16 protein-coding genes are annotated in these 19805 nt (G+C 61.6%); 9 read left to right on the top strand and 7 right to left on the bottom strand.

The features are described from left to right. Positions 1-24: 24 nt before the first annotated feature. Positions 25-1101: a nitronate monooxygenase family protein gene (locus WG29040_RS02865; RefSeq protein WP_127195629.1), complete on the top strand. Its 1077-nt coding sequence runs from the start codon at positions 25-27 to the stop codon at positions 1099-1101. Here the strand turns inward: WG29040_RS02865 and WG29040_RS02860 are convergent. The 6 genes from WG29040_RS02860 to WG29040_RS02835 all read right to left on the bottom strand — a co-directional run bounded on the left by WG29040_RS02860 (position 1074) and on the right by WG29040_RS02835 (position 7147). Then, positions 1074-2387, bottom strand: coding sequence for an MFS transporter (locus WG29040_RS02860; protein ID WP_010657409.1), 1314 nt, complete (start codon positions 2385-2387; stop codon positions 1074-1076). The genes WG29040_RS02865 and WG29040_RS02860 overlap by 28 nt on opposite strands. A gap of 76 nt (positions 2388-2463) precedes the next feature. Beyond that, on the bottom strand, positions 2464-3486 hold the full coding sequence (gene dmpG, locus WG29040_RS02855; protein ID WP_003447759.1) for a 4-hydroxy-2-oxovalerate aldolase: 1023 nt from the start codon (positions 3484-3486) through the stop codon (positions 2464-2466). A gap of 10 nt (positions 3487-3496) precedes the next feature. Further along, a complete protein-coding gene (locus tag WG29040_RS02850; protein WP_127195628.1) occupies positions 3497-4426 on the bottom strand; it encodes an acetaldehyde dehydrogenase (acetylating) in 930 nt (309 codons plus the stop codon). A gap of 21 nt (positions 4427-4447) precedes the next feature. Further along, a complete protein-coding gene (locus WG29040_RS02845) occupies positions 4448-5239 on the bottom strand; it encodes a fumarylacetoacetate hydrolase family protein (protein WP_003447755.1) in 792 nt (263 codons plus the stop codon). A 140-nt stretch (positions 5240-5379) separates the two neighbouring features. Further along, positions 5380-6153, bottom strand: a complete 774-nt coding sequence (locus WG29040_RS02840; RefSeq protein WP_003447753.1) for a glucose 1-dehydrogenase — start codon at positions 6151-6153, stop codon at positions 5380-5382. A gap of 13 nt (positions 6154-6166) precedes the next feature. After that, positions 6167-7147: a flavin reductase family protein gene (locus tag WG29040_RS02835; RefSeq protein ID WP_003447751.1), complete on the bottom strand. Its 981-nt coding sequence runs from the start codon at positions 7145-7147 to the stop codon at positions 6167-6169. A gap of 172 nt (positions 7148-7319) precedes the next feature. Here WG29040_RS02835 and WG29040_RS02830 point away from each other — a divergent pair, with 172 nt between their 5' ends. The 8 genes from WG29040_RS02830 (at position 7320) to WG29040_RS02795 (ending at position 18800) form a co-directional block, all read left to right on the top strand. Continuing rightward, positions 7320-8756 carry a coniferyl aldehyde dehydrogenase gene (locus tag WG29040_RS02830; RefSeq protein WP_127195627.1) on the top strand — a complete coding sequence of 479 codons (1437 nt, stop codon included), beginning with the start codon at positions 7320-7322 and terminating at the stop codon, positions 8754-8756. A 156-nt stretch (positions 8757-8912) separates the two neighbouring features. After that, a complete protein-coding gene (locus WG29040_RS02825) occupies positions 8913-10487 on the top strand; it encodes an amidase (protein WP_003447748.1) in 1575 nt (524 codons plus the stop codon). Between the two features lie 244 nt (positions 10488-10731). Then, positions 10732-11919, top strand: a complete 1188-nt coding sequence (locus WG29040_RS02820) for an acyl-CoA dehydrogenase family protein (RefSeq protein ID WP_003447746.1) — start codon at positions 10732-10734, stop codon at positions 11917-11919. Between the two features lie 42 nt (positions 11920-11961). Next, positions 11962-13710 carry an FAD-binding protein gene (locus tag WG29040_RS02815; protein WP_003447744.1) on the top strand — a complete coding sequence of 583 codons (1749 nt, stop codon included), beginning with the start codon at positions 11962-11964 and terminating at the stop codon, positions 13708-13710. After that, a complete protein-coding gene (locus tag WG29040_RS02810) occupies positions 13707-15452 on the top strand; it encodes an FAD-binding protein (RefSeq protein WP_010657406.1) in 1746 nt (581 codons plus the stop codon). The genes WG29040_RS02815 and WG29040_RS02810 overlap by 4 nt, the downstream gene beginning before the upstream one ends. Further along, positions 15436-16197: an SDR family oxidoreductase gene (locus tag WG29040_RS02805; protein ID WP_003447740.1), complete on the top strand. Its 762-nt coding sequence runs from the start codon at positions 15436-15438 to the stop codon at positions 16195-16197. The genes WG29040_RS02810 and WG29040_RS02805 overlap by 17 nt, the downstream gene beginning before the upstream one ends. 1 nt (position 16198) lies before the next feature. After that, a complete protein-coding gene (locus WG29040_RS02800; protein ID WP_010657404.1) occupies positions 16199-17230 on the top strand; it encodes a ferredoxin--NADP reductase in 1032 nt (343 codons plus the stop codon). 19 nt (positions 17231-17249) lie between these two features. After that, complete coding sequence (locus WG29040_RS02795; protein ID WP_127195626.1) at positions 17250-18800, top strand: FadD3 family acyl-CoA ligase; 1551 nt, start codon at positions 17250-17252, stop codon at positions 18798-18800. Between the two features lie 201 nt (positions 18801-19001). Here WG29040_RS02795 and WG29040_RS02790 read toward each other — a convergent pair whose 3' ends face one another. Then, positions 19002-19580: a putative adhesin gene (locus WG29040_RS02790; RefSeq protein ID WP_127195625.1), complete on the bottom strand. Its 579-nt coding sequence runs from the start codon at positions 19578-19580 to the stop codon at positions 19002-19004. Positions 19581-19805: the final 225 nt, after the last annotated feature.

Genomic DNA, 19805 nt, shown 5'->3' with positions numbered 1-19805 from the left:
TTGAACTGATCTGCGAGACCTGCAATGACTCAATCCCGTTTTACCGACCTGGTGGGCATTGCCCATCCGATCATCCAGGCTCCGATGCTGGGGGCGGGGGCAGCAATGATGATTGGCGTGGCCAGGGCCGGAGGGCTGGGCTCCCTGGCCTGTGCCACCCTGACCCTGGAGGGGGTACGCGCCGAAGTGGCGGCCTTTCGTGAAGCCTGCGATCAACCGTTCAATCTGAACTTCTTCTGCCATCAGGCCCCGGAACCCGACGAGGCCCGGGCCCGGCAGTGGAAGTCGTTGTTCAAGGATTATTACCGCGAACTGGGAGTGGACTATGACGCGCCGACCCCGGTGTCGAGCCGTGCGCCTTTTGATGAGGCCGCCTGCGCCCTGGTTGAAGAGCTGCGTGCACCGGTGGTCAGCTTTCACTTCGGCCTGCCGGCCCCGCACCTGTTGGCCCGGGTCAAAGCCTGCGGGGCGAAGATTTTAAGTTCCGCCACCACCGTTGAAGAAGCGCAGTGGCTGGAGCGCAACGGCTGTGACGCGATCATTGCCATGGGCTACGAAGCCGGTGGCCACCGCGCGATGTTTTTGAGCAATGAGCTGGCGACCCAGATCGGTACCTTTGCCCTGGTGCCGCAAATTGTCGATGCGGTATCCGTGCCGGTGATTGCCGCAGGTGGCGTGGCCGATGCCCGGGGTATCGCGGCGGCTTTTGCCCTGGGTGCCAGTGCCGTGCAAATCGGCACGGCCTACCTGTTCTGCCAGCAGGCCAAACTTGCCGAGCCCCATTACCGCGCCTTGCGCGAAGCCGCCCCCGGCAGCACCGCCCTGACCAACCTGTTCACCGGTCGACCGGCCCGCGGCATCCTCAACCGGGTGATGCGTGAGCTGGGGCCGATGAACTCCCAGGCCCCGGAGTTTCCGTTGGCGGGCGGCGCACTGCTACCGCTCAAGGCCAAAACCGAGCCTGCCGGTTCCGGGGATTTCATCAACCTGTGGGCGGGTCAGGCCTTCGCACTGAGTCCGGGACGCAGCGCCCAATTGTCGTCCGAGGAACTGACCCGCAAGTTGGTCGCTGACTACGCCGCGCGTTCCACATGCAAATAGCGGGTCTGCGCGGCGTGGGTGGATGTGCGAATTAAAAGTATGATCGCACCGACCACCGGCAGGCTCACCAGCAGCAAGCCGTAGCGCAACGATTCAATGCCAAAACGTGGCAGCAGGGCATCGCTGAACAAACCGGCGAGCAAAGGCCCGACCCCGACCCCCAGCAGTGTCGAAATAATGGTTTGCAAGGCCATCGCCGTGCCCCGGCGATTGGCCGGCACCAGTTGCGTGACCAGGTTGTAGGACGGCGCCACCCACCACACCACAAAAAAACTGTACAGCGCGCACCACAGCATGGCGCTGGGGATCGGCACGCCTGCAACCTGGGTCCAGACCGTGTCGGGCCACAACAAATAGGCGAACAGTGCGCTGATCGCGGCCACGTGCCCGATCACCGGAATACCCACTTGCCAGTGCGGATTGCGCGGCGTCAGGTGGTCGCTCAACCAGCCGCTGAACAACGCCCCGATACCGGCAAAGCCGCCACAAATAAACCCGGCCAGGAGTCCGGCGTGCTGCAACGACAAGCCATGGGAGCGCACCAGAAAACTGGTGTTCCACATGCCGATGGCATAGGAGCTGAGGGTGGTCAGGCCCCCGGCCATGATCAGGCAGCGGTAAGCGGGCAGGGCCCAGAGTGCGCGGGCTTCGCGGCTCAGGCTTTGCAGGGGATGCGCGGCATGGGCGCTGGCCAGATCCCAACGGCCACGGGCCGGGTCCTTGACCACGAAGGCCAGCACCAGGGAAAACAGCAGCGCCGGCATGCCAATTACGATAAACGCCATGCGCCAGCCATACTGCTCGACCACCCAGGCGCCGAGGCTCAAGCCGATCACCGCCGAGAAGGTCGGTGCAGCGGTGAAGCAACTGATGGCAAACGAACGGCGCTGGGGCGGGTACAAATCGGCAATGATCGACATCGACGCCGAGGTGGTGGGCGACTCGCTCACCGCAACCGCCATGCGCGCCAGGGCCAGCATCCAGAAACTCACGGCCAGGCCGCAGACCATGGTCGCCACGGCCCACAGCAGGCACGCCATGGCCAGCAGGCGGGTGCGCGACATGCGATCGGCCAGACGCCCGGCAGGCAAGCCGAGCAGGGCGTAGACCCCGGCAAATGCCAGCCCGGAAATCAGCCCCATGGCCGTGTCACTGACGCCGAATTCGAGCTTGATCGGTTCAATCATGACCGCCAGGATCTGCCGGCCGACAAAGTTGTCGGCAAACACCGCAGCCAGCAACAACAGCAAAGCATGGCTGCGCCAGCCGACGTTAGGGTTGGACATAATCGGTTTTCCTGTCAGATAAAAACGCCAAAGGCGCTGACCCGCATTGCGTCAGCGCCTTTGCCAAACCCCTGCCTCAGCCCCGGCGGCGAGCCAGGGTCATGGCGGTATCTTCGATCATGTCTTCCTGGCCGCCGACCATGCCGCGTCGGCCCATCTCCACCAGAATTTCCCGTGCCGGTACGCCGTACTTCTTCTCGGCGCGCTTGGCGAACAGCAGGAACGAGCCATACACACCGGCATAGCCCATGGTCAGGGCGTCGCGATCGCTGCGGATCGGGAAGTCCATGATCGGCACGACCAGGTCTTCAGCCACGTCCTGGATGCCAAACACGCTGACTCCGGTTTCAATGCCCATGCGGTCACAGACCGCCACCAGGATTTCCATCGGCGTATTGCCCGCGCCGGCGCCCAGACCTGCGGCGGCCGCATCGATCCGGGTAGCCCCGGCTTCGATTGCGGCGATGGAGTTGGAGACCCCCATCGACAGGTTGTGATGGCCGTGAAAACCGATCTCGGTGTCCGGGTGCAGCGCGGCCCGCATGGCCGCTACCCGGGCCTTGATGTCATGGGGCAGCATGTAGCCTGCGGAGTCGGTGAGGTAGATGCAGTTGGCCCCGAAGCTCTCCATCAGCTTGCCTTGCTTGACCAGCCCTTCGGGGCTGTTCATGTGCGCCATCATCAGAAAGCCCACGGTGTCCATGCCCAGCTTGCGGGCATAGGAAATGTGCTGTTCGGACACGTCTGCCTCGGTGCAATGGGTGGCGACCCGGATCGTGTTGACCCCCAGCTCGTAGGCCATTTGCAGGTGATCCACGGTTCCGATACCCGGCAACAGCAAGGCTGAAACCTTGGCCTGCTTCATCATCGGGATTACCGCCGACAGGTATTGCTCGTCGGTATGCGCCGGAAAACCGTAGTTCACCGAACTGCCGCCCAGGCCATCGCCGTGGGTCACCTCGATCAAAGGCACACCGGCAGCATCCAGGCCGCAGGCGATGTCTTTCATTTGTTGCAGGGAGATCTGGTGACGCTTGGGGTGCATGCCGTCGCGCAGGCACATGTCATGCACGGTGATTTTTTTGCCGCGAAGATCCATGGATAGCTCCTTAAGCGAGGGCAGGTTGAGGGGCGGTGGCCTTGAGTTGCAGCTCGCCGTTGAGCATTTGCTCGGCAAACATCTCGGCCGTACGCGCCGCCGCAGCGGTCATGATGTCGAGGTTGCCGGCGTACTTGGGCAGGTAGTCACCGAGGCCTTCGACCTCCATGAAGATCGAGACCCGATTGCCGTCAAATACCGGGCCGTTCACCAGTTTGTAGCCCGGTACGTACTTCTGTACCTGCTGGATCATGTCGGTAATTGCCAGGGTAATCGCCGTCTTGTCCGGCGCAGTTTCGGTCAGGCAATGCACGGTGTCGCGCATGATCAGCGGTGGCTCGGCAGGGTTGACGATAATGATCGCCTTGCCTTTTTTCGCGCCGCCGACCTCCTCGATGGCACTGGCGGTGGTGCGGGTGAATTCGTCGATGTTCTTGCGCGTGCCCGGGCCGACCGATTTGGACGCCGCCGTGGCCACGATCTCGGCATACGCCACGGGCTGCACGCTGGATACTGCAGCCACCAGCGGAATCGTCGCCTGGCCACCGCAAGTGACCATGTTGACGTTCATCACGCCGCGTTTGAGATTGGCTTGCAGATTGACCGGTGGCACGCAATACGGGCCGATGGCCGCAGGTGTCAGGTCGATCATCAACACCCCCAGCTCATTGAGCTTGCGGCTGTTTTCGGCATGCACGTAAGCGGAAGTGGCATCGAAGGCAATCTGGATATTGTCCGCCAGGACGTGGGGCAACAGGCCGTCGACGCCGTCACTGGTGGTCTTGAGACCTAACTCGCGGGCGCGGGTCAGGCCTTCGGAGGTGGCATCGATACCGACCATCCACACAGGCTCCAGCACCTCGCTGCGCAGCAGTTTGTACAGCAGGTCGGTGCCAATGTTGCCCGGCCCGATCAGGGCGCACTTGATTTTATTGCTCATGGTAAGCCTCTCGAACTGGGTTTAAGACACAAAGCGCAGGCGTGCAGAACCCAGGCCGCTGAGGGTCAGGCTGACCTCGTCGCCGGGCAGCACCGGTACCAGCGGCGCCAGGGCCCCGGACAGAATGATTTCGCCTTTGCGAAACGGAATATCGAATTTGCCCAGGGTGTTGGCCAGCCAGGCCACTGCCGCGCAGGGGTGACCCTGCACCGCCGAACCGAAGCCGTTGCCGGCCGGCTGGCCGTTTTTCAGCAGGTGCAGTTCGACCTTGGCCAGGTCCAGATCACGGGGATCGATTCGCTGCTCGCCCAGGGCAAACACGCCACATGAGGCGTTGTCGGCCACGGTGTCCTGAATGCGGATTTTCCAGTCGGCGATGCGCGAATCGACAATCTCGAAACACGGCACCACCCATTGGCTGGCCGCCATCACGTCCTCGGCGGTAATGCCGGGCCCGTGCAGATCCTCGCCGAGAATAAAGGCGATTTCACCTTCGGCCCGGGGCTGCACCAGCAGATTGGCGCTGAAGCTGACATCGCTGTTATCGGCGACCTGCATACGGTTGGTCAAAAAGCCGAAGTCGGGCTGATGCACATCGAGCATGTCCTGCACGGCACGGCTGGTGACCCCGATCTTCTTGCCGATCACCTGTTCACCGAGGGCTTCGCGCCGTTGCAGGAAGCGCAATGAAATCTGATAGGCCGTTTCCAGCGTCAGGTCCGGGTAACGCTGGGTCAGCGGCTGCAGGCTGCGGCGTTCGAGCAGCGCGTGAAACAGTTCATCGCCCAGGGCTTCAATCAACTTCGGGTCCATAAACACTCTCTCTAAAATCCGGAATATATGAGTCGCTGTGGGAGCTGGCTTGCCAGCGATGGATTGCGCGTGCTCTGACTGCAAAACCCAATCGTGTGCAGCGCTGGCAAGCCAGCTCCCACAGGTTTATGGGTGCAGCGTCAGCCCGGCCAGACGCTGGACTCGGCACCGCCGTCCACTTCCAGAATCTTGCCGGTCACCCAGCGCGACGCCGGGGTGGCCAGGTACAGTGCGGCGGCACCAATATCTTCCACCTCGCCCAGACTTTGCAGCGGCGTGGCCTTGATCATGACGTCGCGCATGGCCACCGGCAGGACGCGGTTCAGGGCGTCGGTCAGGATCGGTCCGGGGGCAATCCCGTTGACCCGCACCAGCGGCGCGAAATCCTGGGCCAGTAGACGGGTCATGTGGCTCAGAGCGGCTTTGGCCGTGCCGTAGGCGCTGAACTGGGTTTGCGCGTAGCGCGCCGCCCCCGAGGTGATATTGATAATGTTGCCCGCGCCTGCAGCGCGCATATGGGGCACGCAGAGCTGGCACAGGTGATAAGCCGAGGACACGTTAAAGCGCATGATCTCTTCAAAACGCTCGACGCTCAGGGTCAGTGGATCGTTCGGACCGGCGCCGCCAGCGTTATTCACCAGGTGGGTGATGCTGCCCATGTGTTCACGCGCCTGGGTCACCAGGGCGCTGCGCTGCTCGCTGTCATTCACGTCACAGCTCAGGGCCAGGGCCCGGCGTCCTAAAAGGCGGACCTCTTGGGCAACCGCTTCAACGTCGCCCAGGGTGCGTGCCGCCAGCACCACATCGGCGCCGGCTTCGGCGTAGGCCAGGGCAATGGCCCGGCCAATGCCGCGGCCGCCGCCGGTAATCACCGCCACACTGCCGGTCAGGTCAAATCGCGAAATAATGCTCATACATAATCCTTTATTAACGGGGAGCCCACAGGTCAGGCAGTCCCGGGTCGCTGACACTGATCAGTCGCTTGAGCAGCACCTTGAGCGCCTGGGCATCGCCGGGGCCTAGTTTGGCCGAGACGTTCTCCTCAACCGCCTTGGCCAGGGCCAGCTGTTGCAAAGAGGCTTCACGGCCGGTGGCGGTCAGGACGTAGCGCGGTTCATGGTTGCTGCCCTCCAGTGCCACCAGATTCTGTTTTTCCAGGAAGCGCATGCTGGCCAGCGTGACCACGTGCCCGGTGTAGCTGACGAAGGTGTTGATCTCGTTCAGGGTCAGGTTGTCGCGAATGCACAGCACGGAGAGGATGAAAAACGCATGTTCGTCCAGTTGCTGGTTGCTCAACAGGCGATGCAGGGCGTCCAGCAGCTGGTAGTGGGCGCGGCCCAGCAAATACCCCAGCAAATCCTCGGTGTAGCTGCATTCCGGAGGTGGCGGGGTGGTTGCCAGGCGCAGCTCGCTACGGGGCTTGCGGGTTGCCAGTGCGTACTGGCCGCTCTGGAACGCCAGCGGCGCGCGGTCGCTGTGATCAAAGGCGAGTACCTCACCGACAAAAATCACATGGTCGCCGCCTTCATATTGAAAGGCTGTACGGCACTGAAAGCGAGCAGTGCAATCCTGTAGCAGCGGGGCTTCGCTGATACCGCTGTCGAGTTCGATTTCGGCGAACTTGTTTTCGCCCTGCATGGCAAAGCGCCCGGACAGAGGTTCCTGTTCGGTCGACAGCACGTGCACGTTCCAGTGTTTGCCCGAGCTGAATACCGGCAGGCTGCGGGCGGACTTGGCCAGGCTCCACAGCACCAGCGGCGGATTGAGCGACACCGAGTTGAAGCTGTTGGCGGTGATCCCGATAGGTGATCCGTCTTCAGCCTGGGTGGTGATGATGGTCACCCCGGTGGTGAAGGTACCGAGTGCGGTACGGAATGCCTGGGGATCGAAACTGCTTTGCATTGCCATGACGAACCTCATGGATTGAATTTTCGTGCTTGCAGTATTCCCCTCGCAGTGGGGCCCTACATCGTCTTAATGGACTAACGAATACAGCCGATTATCGTCCGATCGGACGAGGCGTGGTGGGTCGTAATTGTCTAGCGTCGGCGCATTAAAACGATGCCAAGAGGACTGATCCATGACATGCAGCAGTACGGCCCCAGAACAGCTGTCCAGCCTGTTGGCAGCGCAAAAAAAAGCCTTTATCGAGGCCGGTCCGGTCAGCGTTGAACAGCGTCAGCAACGGATCCAGCGGGTGATAGAGCTGCTGGTGCGTTATCAGCAGCCGTTGGTTGAAGCCATGGATGCGGACTTTGGTGGCCGACCCCAGGGTTTTTCGTTGATGAATGATGTGCTGGGTTCACTGGCATCGCTCAAATATGCCCGCGACCATGTTGCGCACTGGGTGCAGGACGAGCCGCGCGAGGTATTCGCCCCCTATGACCAGTTGGGCGCTAAGGCCTGGGTGATGCATCAGCCCAAGGGCTCGATCGGGATCATGGGCACCTGGAACGCGCCGCTGTTCACCTTGCTCAGTCCGCTGGCCTGCGTGCTGGCCGCGGGTAACCGGGCCATTCTCAAACCCTCGGAAGTGGTACCGCGCACAGCCGAGGTGCTGGCCCGGGCCTTCGGTGAATTGTTCGATTCGCTGGAAGTCGCGGTGGTGCTCGGTGATGCAGACCTGGCCCAGGCGTTTACTTCGCAGCCCTTTGACCATCTGGTATTTACCGGCAGCACTGCCGTGGCGCGCTCGGTGATGCGCAATGCGGCCGAAAATCTGGTGCCGCTGACCCTTGAACTCGGGGGCAAATCGCCGGTGATCATTTCCCGCAGCGCCGATCTGGCCAAGGCTGCATTCAGCATTGCCGTGGCCAAAGCCAACAACGGTGGGCAGATTTGTATCAATCCGGACGTGGTGTACGTGCCCCGAGAGCAATTGGGGGACTTTATCGGCGCCCTTGGTGCGGCTTACAACGAGCTGTTGCCGACCGTGGCCGACAATCCGGATGTGGTGGCCGTGGTCAACGCCCGGCACTTGCAACGCATAGAAAGCTACGTGCAGGACGCCCGACAGCGGGGCGCCCGGGTGGAGAGCTTCCCGCGAGAGCTGGAGGCTGATCCCCAGGCGCGGCGTCGCCCCCTGCAAGTGGTGATCGATCCGCCCCGTGACAGCCTGATCATGCAGGAAGAAATCTTTGGGCCGGCGCTGGTGGTGCTGCCCTACGATGAGATCGACCGGGCGCTGGCGGACATCAATTCACGGGATCGGCCGTTGGCCCTGTATTACTTTGGCCAGAGCGAAGAAGAGCGGCGTCATGTACTGCAGCGCACTATCTCGGGCGGCGTGACCATCAACGACGTGATGATGCACGCGGCCATGCACGACGCGCCGTTTGGTGGCATTGGTGCCTCCGGCATGGGGCATTACCACGGCCGTGAAGGCTTCCTCGAGTTCAGCCACATGCGCACCGTTTTCAAGGCTGCGGCCCATGATCCGCGCCGCGAGTGGGGCATGTTGCCGCCCTATGGCGAACACTTCCAGGCGACCATGCAGTCGATGGTCACCCCTGACTGATTCCACCCAGAAATAAATCAACCCTGCAGGAGCGTGCTTGCTCGCGATGCCGGCAACCCGGCGGTTCAGACCGGTCGGGGTGTCGCAATCGCGGGCAATCCAGTGTCGAGCGGTTGCTCCTGCCCATAACAACAAGATGTGATCCGGAGAGATATTTTGCCAATCCCTGCTGCTACCCCAGAAGACACCCAGACCCCGGCCGGCTGGCAACGCCGCCACGTACTCAAGGCCGGTGTCCTGGCCGCAGGCGCCGGTCTGCTCGGCCGCTATGCCGGTGCGGCGGGTTCGAGCGCCGTATCATCCAACGAATATCTGGCGATGGACGCCACCGACATGGCCCGGGCCGTGCAAAAGGGTGAACTCACTCCCGAGCACCTGCTGGCTGCGGCCATGGCCCGTTGTGATGCGGTCAATCCCAAGGTCAATGCGGTCAACATGCGTCACGACGAGTACGCCCGTGCGCTGCTCCAGACCCGTCGCGCCGCAGGGGCACCTGCCACCGGCGCGCTGGCTGGCGTGCCCATCCTGATCAAGGACCTCAACACCTACCTTGAAGGTACCCGCACCACCAATGGTTGCCGTCTGTTCAAGGATGCACCGCCGGCGCCACAAACCAGCACTCTGATTGCCCGCTATCAGGCGGCTGGCGCTGTACCCTTCGGCAAAACCGCGTGCCCGGAGTTTGGTCTTACCACCACCACCGAATCCCTGCTCTGGGGGCAAACCCGCAACCCGTGGAACCTGGGCAGAAGCGCAGGGGGCTCCTCCGGTGGTGCGGCTTCGGCAGTGGCGGCCGGCATTGTGCCGGTGGCCCATGCCACTGACGGCGGCGGCTCGATCCGTATTCCGGCCTCCTATTGCGGTGTGGTTGGCCTCAAGCCCACCCGTTACCGTACCCCCAGCGGCCCGGGCAAATATGAAGGCTGGTTCGGTGCCAGCGTCGGCAACGTGGTATCGCGCAATATCCGCGACATGGCATTGTTTCTGGATGTCGGTCAGGGTCATGAGCCAGGCAGCCCGTACTGGGCAAAGCCGCTGGTACGCCCGTATATCGAAGAGCTGCGCACCGCCCCCGGGCGTTTGCGCATCGGCCTGGTACGGGATTCACTGACCGGTTCGCCACTGGACCCTGCAGTTGCAAAGGTGCTGGACGATACGGCCAGACGCCTGAGCGCGATGGGGCACAACGTTGAAGAGTTGCGTTTGAATATCGACCCGCGCCAGTTGTTCGGAGCCCACGGATCGGTGATCGGCGACGCCTTGCTGACCCTGGTTCACGACCGCGAACAGGCGATGGGCCGGCCGGCCACTGCCGATGACTTTGAACGCATCACCCAGGTGGTGCTGGACAATGGCAAGAAAGTCACGGGCGAGGGCCTGTACCGGGCACGGCAGTCGTTTGAAAGCATTGGTGGCTACATGGAGCAGCAGTTCGACACCTACGACGTGATCCTGTCGCCGGTCACCGCCAACGTCACCCCGGAACTGGGCCTGCTCAGCCTCAACCAGCCCTGGGAAAGCTACGCCCACAACGCCATGGGCAGCGCGGCGTTTACCGTACTGGCCAACGTCAGCGGGCAGCCGGCGATCTCGTTGCCGGTGGGCATGAGCGACAACGGCTTGCCGATCGGCATGATGTTTACCGGGCCATTGGGCGGCGAAGACGTGCTGTTGCGTCTGAGCGCACAAATCGAGCAGGACCGGCCGTGGGCGAAATTGCCCACTGTTTGATAACCCATTGCAGTGTCTGTAGTCGCTGACAAGCAGCGCGAGGCTGCGATCGGTAACCCCGGCTGGCAGGGTCCGCCATCGCTGCGCAATCGATCGCAGCCTCGCGCAGTTCTTCAACCCCTGCGGGGGTTGGTGGCGTAACGCCTAGTCCGCTTTGACGATGATCAGCAGCGCGCCAGGCCGGATTATTCGTCATACAGCGCCCGCGCATTCGCGCAGCGAGAGACTGACGGAGAACAGACGGATGGATCAGATACGAGAGAAAAGTCCGATAGAGCTTGAGCTGCTGGAACGCGCGCGCAATCTGATACCTGCGCTAAAAAGCCGTTCAGCCCAGGCGGACAAGGATTGCAAACTGCCCGACGATACCGTTCGCGACATGCAGGAGGCCGGCTTGTTTCGTGCCCTGCAGCCGAAGATGTGGGGCGGTCATGAAGTGGATCTGCGCACCTTCTTTGAAATTCAGATGATCCTGGCCGAGGGCTGCATGTCCACTGCCTGGGTCTTTGGTGTGGTCGGTGTTCACCCGTGGCAACTGGCGCGTTACCCGGTAGAAGCACAACGCGATGTCTGGGGCGAAGACAGCTCCACGCTGGTGGCTTCGACCTATATGCCTGTGGCCAAAGTGACTCCGGTCAAGGGCGGATACCGGGTCAGCGGGCGCTGGGGTTTCTCCAGTGGCAGCCAGCATGCGCAATGGTGCCTGCTGGGCGGCATCGTGCCGCAAGATGAAACCGGACCGACCGAACACGGCACCTTCCTGATCCCGGCTTCTGACTATCGGATCGAACAGAACTGGGACGTACTGGGCCTGCGCGGCAGCGGCAGTCACGACATCATCGTTGAAGATGCCTTTGTCCCTGCACACCGGGTGCAACGCACCAACAACTACAGCATCGAAGCCACCCCGGGACGGCTGGTCAACACCAACCCGATGTACTCCATCCCGTTTGCCCAGGTATTTGCCCGCGCGGTATCCACCTCGGCGCTGGGTGCATTGCAAGGGGCGATCAACGAGTTCCGGACCAACGCCGCTGCGCATATCGGCAAGCATGGCGCCAAAACCGCCGAAGACCCGGCAGCCCAGGCGGCAGTCGCCGAGGCCACCATCACCGTTGATTCGCTCAAGCTGGTGCTGATGCGCAATTACGCACACCTCATGGCGCTGGCTGCTGCAGGCGAGTATCCGGACGTTGAAACCCGCCTGTTGTATCGCTACCAGTCATCCCATGTGACCAATGTCTGCGCCGACCGGGTCAGCGACCTGCTGCGTTGCATGGCAGCCTCGGGTTTGTACAACACCAACCCGGTGGCCCGTTATTTCCGCGACCTGCATCAGGCGCGCGGGCATATCGCCAACAACGAGGCGGCCTATCGCCGCAGCTATGGCGTGGTGCAATTGGGTTTACCCAACTCGGACCCTTTTGTTTGATCGAGTAATGACTTTCTGACCTCAGCGGATGGCATAACAATAATGACGGCTCAAGTTCAGTCTCAGTCCAGCTATGACGTAATCGTGGTCGGCTCCGGTGCGGGGGCGATGACCTCGGCCCTGTTTGCTGCCGATCAGGGCCTTTCAGTTCTGATTGTCGAGAAGAGCGACAAATACGGCGGTACATCGGCAATTTCCGGCGGCGGTATCTGGATTCCGAACAACCATTACTTCGCTGCCATCGGCGGGCGGGACAGCGCTGAGCTGTCAATGCAATACCTCAAGGCCGCTACCGGCGAACACGGCGATCCGGTGCGCCTGCAGGCGTATCTGGATAACGCTGCGCCGATGATCAAAAAGCTCACCGCCAATAGCCGGGTGCGCTATGCCGTGGCCGACAAATATCCGGATTATTACCCGCAACTGCCCGGCGCCTTGCCGGGCGGGCGGACCCTTGACCCCGAGCTGTTCGACACCAGTTTGCTCGAAGAAGAACTGCCCAACCTGCGCAAGCCTTCGCCCTCGACCCTGCTGATGGGGCGTATTGCCTGGACTGCCCGCGATGCACACAAGGCCATGGCCCGCAGCTTCGGTTGGCAATGGCTGATCTTCAGGCTGATGGCCCGCTACAAGATGGACTTCAAGTGGCGGCGCAAGAGCAAGTACGACCGTCGTGCGGCACTGGGCAGTTCCCTGGTGGCGTCCCTGCGCCGCTCGCTGATGGATCGCAATGTGCCGTTGTGGCTCAACACCGATTTCCAGGACGTGCTGCTGGACGGTGATCGCGTTTGCGGGATCAAGGTCGCCACGGGGGGCAAGATTCTCGAACTCAAGGCCCGGCGTGGGGTGATCTTTGGCTCGGGTGGTTTCGAGCAGAATCAGACCCTGCGGGAAAAATTCCTGCCGCAACCCACCAAGGCCGGCTGGAGTGCCACGCCACCGGGCAACAACACCGGGGCCGCACTGGAAGCGGGGCTCAATATCGGCGCGGCCACGGCGTTGATGGACTGGGCGTGGTGGGCGCCGACCATTGCCGTGCCCGGTGAAGAAAAACCCCGCGGCGTGTTTGCCGAGCGTGCGTTTCCGGGGGCCATTGTGGTCAACAGCCTGGGCCATCGCTTTGTGAACGAAGCTGCGCCGTATCTTGAATTCGTTGATGCCATGTACAAGGACAACCAGAAAACCGGCGGCCGCACGGTGCCGTCATGGGTGATCTTTGATGGCCATTTCCGTTTCCATTACGCCATGGGCCCGCTGATGCCGGCCCAGGTGATGCCAGACAGCCGTCTGCGCAAAGAATGGCTCAATACCCTGTACTGGAAGGCCGACAGCCTTGAGCAACTGGCCTTGCAGATTGGCGTTGATGGTGCCGGCTTGACCAGCACCGTAAACAAGGTCAATGAATACGCAAAAACCGGTGTCGACCTTGACTTCGAGCGCGGCGCCAATGTGTTTGACCGTTACTACGGTGACAGCAATATCAAGCCCAATCCGTGCCTGGCGCCGCTGCGCAAAGGTCCGTATTACGCCATGCGCCTGGATGCCGGAGACATTGGCACCAAGGGCGGATTGCTGACTAACCGCTACGCCCAGGTGGTACGTGAAGACGGCCAGCCCATCAGCGGCCTGTATGCCATTGGCAACTGCTCCGCTTCGGTCATGGGTACCAGCTACCCCGGTGCCGGCGGCACCCTTGGCCCGGCCATGACCTTTGGCTATATCGCCGCCAACCATATTGCCAGCAGCAACGTACCGGTGGCGGCGGGCGCCATCGCCGAGGCGCTGTCATGAGCCGGCCCCGTTCCGGCAGCAATACCAAAATCCTGGCCCCGTTACAGGCCGACCGCCTGGATGGCCGGGGCTGGGACTACAGCTGCGATGTCCTGGTTATCGGTTGGGGCGCCGCCGGTGCCTGTGCTGCGCTGGAAGCGCGCAGCCAGGGGGCTGAAGTGATTGTTGCCGACCGTTTTACCGGCGGCGGTGCCAGCGCCAAAAGTGGCGGGGTGGTGTATGCCGGTGGCGGTACCCGCCAACAGCAGGACGCCGGGTTCAGCGATACCCCGCAAGCGATGTTTGACTACCTCAAGCACGAAACCCGGGGCGTGATCAGCGACGACACCCTGCGCAAGTTTTGCGATGACAGTGCCGACAACCTGCGCTGGCTCGAAAGCCATGGCGCACGCTATGCCCACAGCCTGCCACCGGGTGGCAAAACCTCATATCCGGCCGATGGCTATTTTCTGTATTACTCCGGCAACGAACTGGTGCCGTCCCATAGTGGCGAGCACCCCGCGGCACCCCGCGGGCATCGCACCGTTGGCAAGGGGCAATGCGGTGCCGTGCTCTATGGCCATTTGCAAGCCGCCTGCCTGCGCGCCGGGGTACAACCCTTGTTGCAATCGGCGGCGCGCCGCCTGGTGGTGGATGACAACGGGCGCGTGCTGGGTGCCGAGCTTTGGCGTTTGCCCGAGGGCACCCGCGAAGCCCGTGTACATGCGCGTCTGGCAGCCCGTGCCGAGCGCTGGCAAAACTTTGCCCCCGGTTATTGCGATCGCCTGCGGCAAAAGATCAGCCGCCTTGAACGTGACCATGGGCAACCTGTGCTGGTCCGGGCCCGGCGCGGAGTGATTCTGAGCACCGGCGGTTTTATCTTCAATCGCGATTTGATCCGTGAACATGCCCCCAAATTCCGCCGTAATTTCAAGGTCGGTGCCACCGGTTGCGATGGTAGCGGCCTGCGCCTCGGACAGTCAGTGGGGGGCAAAAGCGAACGCCTGAGCCGGGTATCGGCCTGGCGCTTTATCAACCCGCCGTTTTGCTGGCCCAAGGGGATTGTGGTCAACGCCCAGGGGCAGCGTTTCTGCAATGAGGAAGTTTATGGCGCCACCCTGGGCCAGCCGTTGTGCGAAGAGCAGGGCGGTCAGGCATGGCTGGTGCTGGATGCGCGCTTGCGCAAGCAGGCGATCCGCCAGGCCCTGTTCGGTGGTTACTGGTGGTTTCAGAGCCTGCCGGCACTGGCCCTGATGCTGCTGCGGGTGCGCAAGGGCGATAACCCTGACCGGCTGGCCCAGGTCTGCGGCATGCAGTCCGGTGAATTGAGCAGCTCGCTGCGGGGGTATAACGCCGCTGCCCGGGGCGAAGTGGCGGACCCCTTCGGCAAGTCTGAAGGCAGTCGCCAGGTGCTGGATAAAGGACCCTTCTACGCCTGCAATATCAGCGTCGACAACCCGGTATTTCCGCTGGGGGCCTTGACCCTGGGCGGGCTTAAAGTCGATGAAAACACGGGCGCGGTGCTGGATGACAACAGCCAGCCGATTGCCGGGTTGTACAGCGCCGGGCGTACCGCAATAGGCGTGGCCTCACACCTGTATATCAGTGGCCTGTCCCTTGCCGACTGCGTGTTTTCGGGACGCCGGGCAGGGCGGGCCAGCACCGCTGGCAGTGATCTCGAACGCGATGAACCGGTGGCGGGCCAGCGGGCGTCCACCGGCACTTCTATCCAACAAGGACTGCAGCATGAGCACACGAGTTGAAGGCAAGGTTGCCCTGATCACTGGCGGCGCCAGTGGCGTGGGCAGGGCCAGCGCGCTGCTCCTGGCCCGCGAAGGCGCGCGCGTGGTGATCAGTGATATCGATGTGGCGTCAGGCCTGGCCCTGGCTGAAGAAATCGGCCCCCAGGCGCTGTTCATCGAGCACGATGCGGCCTGTGAAGCGCAGTGGACGCGGGTCATCGAAACCATTGGCCAGCGCCATGGCCAGCTGGACATCCTGTTCAACAATGCCGGAATCCTGCTCAAGGGCGACATTGAAAACACCAGCCTGAGCGACTGGCAGCGGGTGCAGCGGATCAACTCCGACAGCGTATTTCTGGGGTGTCGCGCCGCCATTGGCCTGATGAAACAGGGGGCCGGCGGTTCGATCATCAATATGTCCTCCATCGCCGGTGTGGCCGGGCGTGATGACTACGCCGCCTATAGCGCCTCCAAAGGTGCCGTAGCAGCGCTGTCGCGCACCGTGGCGGTGATGTGCCGGCGTCGCAAATATCGCATCCGCTGCAACTCCCTGCACCCGGACGGCATTCTCACCCCCATGACCACGGCCACCCTGCCGGCGGGCCTGGACCCCTGGAGCCTGACCATCGATGCCGACCCCATGGGACGCATGTGCCTGCCTGAAGATGTCGCTGCCAGTGTGCTGTTTCTTGCCAGCGACGAGTCACGTGCAATCAACGGTATCGAACTGCGGATCGACAGTGGCCAGTTTGTAATGAGTATTTGATATGAATTCACCTGCCTATATTTCTCTGCGCGTGGCACAAATCGTCACTGAAACCGCGGACTCCAGATCGCTGGTGTTTGAGGTGCCCCAGGACTTGCGCGAGCAGTTTGCCTATAAGAGCGGCCAGTTTCTGACCCTGCGGGTGCCGTTTGAAGGCGGCTGGTTGCCGCGCTGCTATTCGTTGTCGAGCACGCCGCTGGTGGATGAACCGCTGCGGGTCACGATCAAGCAGGTGCGTGACGGTCGCGCTTCCAACTGGTTATGCCAGCAGTTGCGCGAAGGCGACCAACTGCAGGTGCTGGTTCCGGCCGGGGTCTTTGTGCCGCGCCATTTCGATGATGATTTCCTGTTGTTTGGCGGCGGTAGCGGGGTAACCCCGGTGCTGTCGATTTTGCGTTCGGCGTTGATCGCCGGCAGCGGTCGGGTCCTGCTGATCTATGCCAACCGCGACGAGGCCTCGGTGATTTTTGCCGACGAACTCAAGGCCCTGGCCAGCGCCTACCCGCAGCGCCTGCAGGTGATCCACTGGCTGGACTCGGTACAAGGGATTCCTTCGGTTGCGCAACTGGCGCAAATGGCCAGGCCGTTTGTGCATGCCCAGGCCTTTATCTGTGGTCCGGGGCCGTTCATGGATGCCGCTGTCAGTGCTTTGCATGACATCGGCATGGAACATGGGCGCATCCACGTCGAACGTTTTGTTTCGTTGCCGCAAGAGGGCAGCATCGCAGCCCCGGCCCCGGTCAACACTGATGTAATCGGCAGCCAGCTCTCGGTGCGCCTGGATGGCGAGGAGTTCGAAGTGCCCTGCGCCGAAGGCGAAACGGTGCTCAATGCCATGCTGCGCGCCGGGTTGAAACCCCCCAGTTCCTGTCTGGTGGGGTCCTGCGCCACCTGCATGTGCACCGTGGAGCGGGGCAGTGTCGAGATGCTGCGCAACGATGCCCTTGACCAACAGGAACTCAATGACGGCTGGGTCCTGGCATGCCAGTCCGTGCCCAACAGCGAACACCTGCGGGTGTGCTTCCCCGAATAATCAGCCGGACGAGTGATCGATGACTTTCAGCCCTACGACTATTCCCGAGTTACTGCTTGGCGCCGCGCAGCAACACGCAGGACGTACCGCCATTGAAGAAAACGGCGTGTGCACCGACTACCGCGATTTGCCGCGCCTGGCCCTGGCCGTGACCCGCAGCCTGATGGCCCGGGGCATCGGCAAGGGTGACCGGGTGGCCATCTGGGCCCCCAATGGCCGGGACTGGATCATTGCGGCACTGGGCATTCATTGCGCAGGGGCGGTAATGGTGCCGGTCAACACCCGGATGAAAGGCAACGAGGCAGCGGATATTCTGCAGCGCAGTTCCAGCCGGCTGTTATTCGTCCAGCCGAAGTTTTTAGGCACCGACTACCTGGCCTTGCTCGCCCCGCATCGCCCAGACAGCCTTGAGGGGCTGGTGCTGCTGGGAGATGCCCCGGCCTGGAATGAATTTCTGGCATCGGGGGCCGGCGTCAGCGAAACCGACGCCAGGCAGCGGGCCGCCGGGGTCAGTGCCGATGATTTGAGCGACCTGCTGTTTACCTCTGGCACCACCGGTAAACCCAAAGGGGTAATGAGTGCCCACGGGCAGAACATCCGGGCATTCAGCGAATACGTGAAGGTGATTGGTTTGCGGGCCGGTGACCGTTATTTGGTGATCAACCCGTTTTTCCATGCTTTCGGCTACAAGGCGGGCTGGTTGACGTGCCTGCTGGCCGGGGCAACCATTTTGCCGCACCCGGTGTTTGACGCCGAAGCCGTCTTCCAGCGCATTGCGGCCGAGAATATCAACGTACTGCCGGGGCCGCCGACCCTGTATCTGTCGATGCTGGCGCACCCCAAACTGGCGCAAACCGACCTCTCGAGCTTGCGCATTGCCGTCACAGGGGCGGCGACCATTGCCCCGAGCCTGATCGAACGGATGCGTCGCGAACTGGGCTTTGCGGTGGTCACTACGGCCTACGGCCTCACCGAGTGCGGCGGCCTGGCCACCATTTGCAACCCGGATGACCCGGCGCAGACCATTGCCAGCACCAGCGGGCGGGCCATTGCCGGCACCGAAGTGAGCATCCGTGATCCGCAAAACCGGGCCCTGGCAGCGGGGGATACCGGAGAAATCTGCCTGCGAGGTTTTCACGTGATGCAGGGTTACTTTGAAGATCCCCGGGCCACTGCCGAAACCATCGACAGTGAAGGCTGGTTGCACACCGGCGACATTGGCCAGCTGGATACTGCGGGCAACTTGCGCATCACCGATCGCCTCAAGGACATGTTTATCGTCGGGGGTTTCAACTGCTACCCGGCGGAAATTGAAGCAGGCCTGATCGAACACCCGGCCATCGCCCAGGTGGCGGTGATTGGCGTGCCGGACGAGCGCATGGGCGAAGTGGGCTGTGCCTGTGTGGTGCTGCGCCATGAACAGCGGCTGGACGAAGCGGGTCTGATTCTGTGGGCCCGGGAACATATGGCCAACTACAAAGTGCCGCGCATGGTGAGGTTCTACGAGGCGTTGCCGGTCAATGCATCGAACAAGGTGGCGAAGAATGAGCTGCGGTCCCTGATTGTTTAGGAACCGCATTTCGATTGCCCGTTACGCTGTTGCGTGCAACTGCCGGGCCGGTTGGCAGGCAGGTGTTTGGGGCTAACCACCACAGCACCTGCGCTCTGCTCCCAAGCGCCTGTCCCCCCGCTTGAAACCGCAGGGTCAATAATCAGCTTTGGCAGAAATACATGTCCGGGTCATGGCAGCAGAACCTTCGATCGGTTTTTATTAACCGAACAGGTACTCCCAGGCTCGGTCGTAATACCCTTTTTGCGTTTGAGTACTTCGAACCACCTCGTCATAAATCTGAGGTTGTTCGAAATACAGTCGCTCACTGCCACGGTGCCTGTAAACGGCCCTGCAATGTATGCAGTGAATATATTTAATGGCTGGCCGGTAAATTGATATCGCTTCAAAAACCTCTTGCATATAGGTTCTTGTGATGACACCGATTACATCATGATGAGCAGTGGGTAATGCCAGCTCTGATTCGAATGCGTTGCTCAGTGTGTAGTTAAACGTGGTGTTGTCTGCGTGGATGAATTCTTTAGGATTAATGTTTTTAGGTTCGCGTGCGGGGTTGTAAGTACTGTTATTCAATAGCAGGCGCCACCCCACGTCGGTGTTTGTATCTTCAGAGTGGTAGGCGTAATAAACCAGTTTTCTTCCTTTAGGCACAATCACCGGTGTCGCATAGGCCTTCTGAGAGCGTCTGATGCCTCCGTGAGCGAAGAGAATGGCATGCTCCGCCGCAGGGTTGATCGACTTGATGAAAACAAATTTATGCCTGTAAATGATGCCGCCCATCCCCGTCTCCCTGGGTAATATATCGGTCATTGTTTAGTTGTGGTGAGTGGCAGGTGGCCGTTCATTGGATGCCATGGGCAAATTTCAATAGGGTTATTGGCAAGTCTATAAATGAACGGTTGCTGTTCAATGTAGCAAGTCTGCAGCCTGGTAAGTTAGCGAGTAAGGAAATGTGCTTATATAGGATTACTCTCAAAGTTTGTGTGGGTGCAGCGTTCTGAACTC

Origin of the sequence: Pseudomonas sp. PAMC 29040 (assembly GCF_003994535.1) — a bacterium.
Classification (GTDB): Bacteria; Pseudomonadota; Gammaproteobacteria; order Pseudomonadales; family Pseudomonadaceae; genus Aquipseudomonas; species Aquipseudomonas paraversuta.
This window is presented reverse-complemented; position numbering and strand designations above follow the sequence as displayed.

What these genes read in the sequence shown, in the direction of transcription:
- WG29040_RS02805 (WP_003447740.1), top strand. Translation starts at nt 15,436, where the DNA reads ATGAGCACACGAGTTGAAGGCAAGGTTGCCCTGATCACTGGCGGCGCC.
- WG29040_RS02790 (WP_127195625.1), bottom strand. Translation starts at nt 19,580, where the DNA reads ATGGGCGGCATCATTTACAGGCATAAATTTGTTTTCATCAAGTCGATC.
- WG29040_RS02850 (WP_127195628.1), bottom strand. Translation starts at nt 4,426, where the DNA reads ATGAGCAATAAAATCAAGTGCGCCCTGATCGGGCCGGGCAACATTGGC.
- WG29040_RS02845 (WP_003447755.1), bottom strand. Translation starts at nt 5,239, where the DNA reads ATGGACCCGAAGTTGATTGAAGCCCTGGGCGATGAACTGTTTCACGCG.
- WG29040_RS02865 (WP_127195629.1), top strand. Translation starts at nt 25, where the DNA reads ATGACTCAATCCCGTTTTACCGACCTGGTGGGCATTGCCCATCCGATC.
- WG29040_RS02795 (WP_127195626.1), top strand. Translation starts at nt 17,250, where the DNA reads ATGACTTTCAGCCCTACGACTATTCCCGAGTTACTGCTTGGCGCCGCG.
- WG29040_RS02800 (WP_010657404.1), top strand. Translation starts at nt 16,199, where the DNA reads ATGAATTCACCTGCCTATATTTCTCTGCGCGTGGCACAAATCGTCACT.
- WG29040_RS02835 (WP_003447751.1), bottom strand. Translation starts at nt 7,147, where the DNA reads ATGGCAATGCAAAGCAGTTTCGATCCCCAGGCATTCCGTACCGCACTC.
- dmpG (WP_003447759.1), bottom strand. Translation starts at nt 3,486, where the DNA reads ATGGATCTTCGCGGCAAAAAAATCACCGTGCATGACATGTGCCTGCGC.
- WG29040_RS02860 (WP_010657409.1), bottom strand. Translation starts at nt 2,387, where the DNA reads ATGTCCAACCCTAACGTCGGCTGGCGCAGCCATGCTTTGCTGTTGTTG.
- WG29040_RS02820 (WP_003447746.1), top strand. Translation starts at nt 10,732, where the DNA reads ATGGATCAGATACGAGAGAAAAGTCCGATAGAGCTTGAGCTGCTGGAA.
- WG29040_RS02810 (WP_010657406.1), top strand. Translation starts at nt 13,707, where the DNA reads ATGAGCCGGCCCCGTTCCGGCAGCAATACCAAAATCCTGGCCCCGTTA.
- WG29040_RS02830 (WP_127195627.1), top strand. Translation starts at nt 7,320, where the DNA reads ATGACATGCAGCAGTACGGCCCCAGAACAGCTGTCCAGCCTGTTGGCA.
- WG29040_RS02840 (WP_003447753.1), bottom strand. Translation starts at nt 6,153, where the DNA reads ATGAGCATTATTTCGCGATTTGACCTGACCGGCAGTGTGGCGGTGATT.
- WG29040_RS02815 (WP_003447744.1), top strand. Translation starts at nt 11,962, where the DNA reads ATGACGGCTCAAGTTCAGTCTCAGTCCAGCTATGACGTAATCGTGGTC.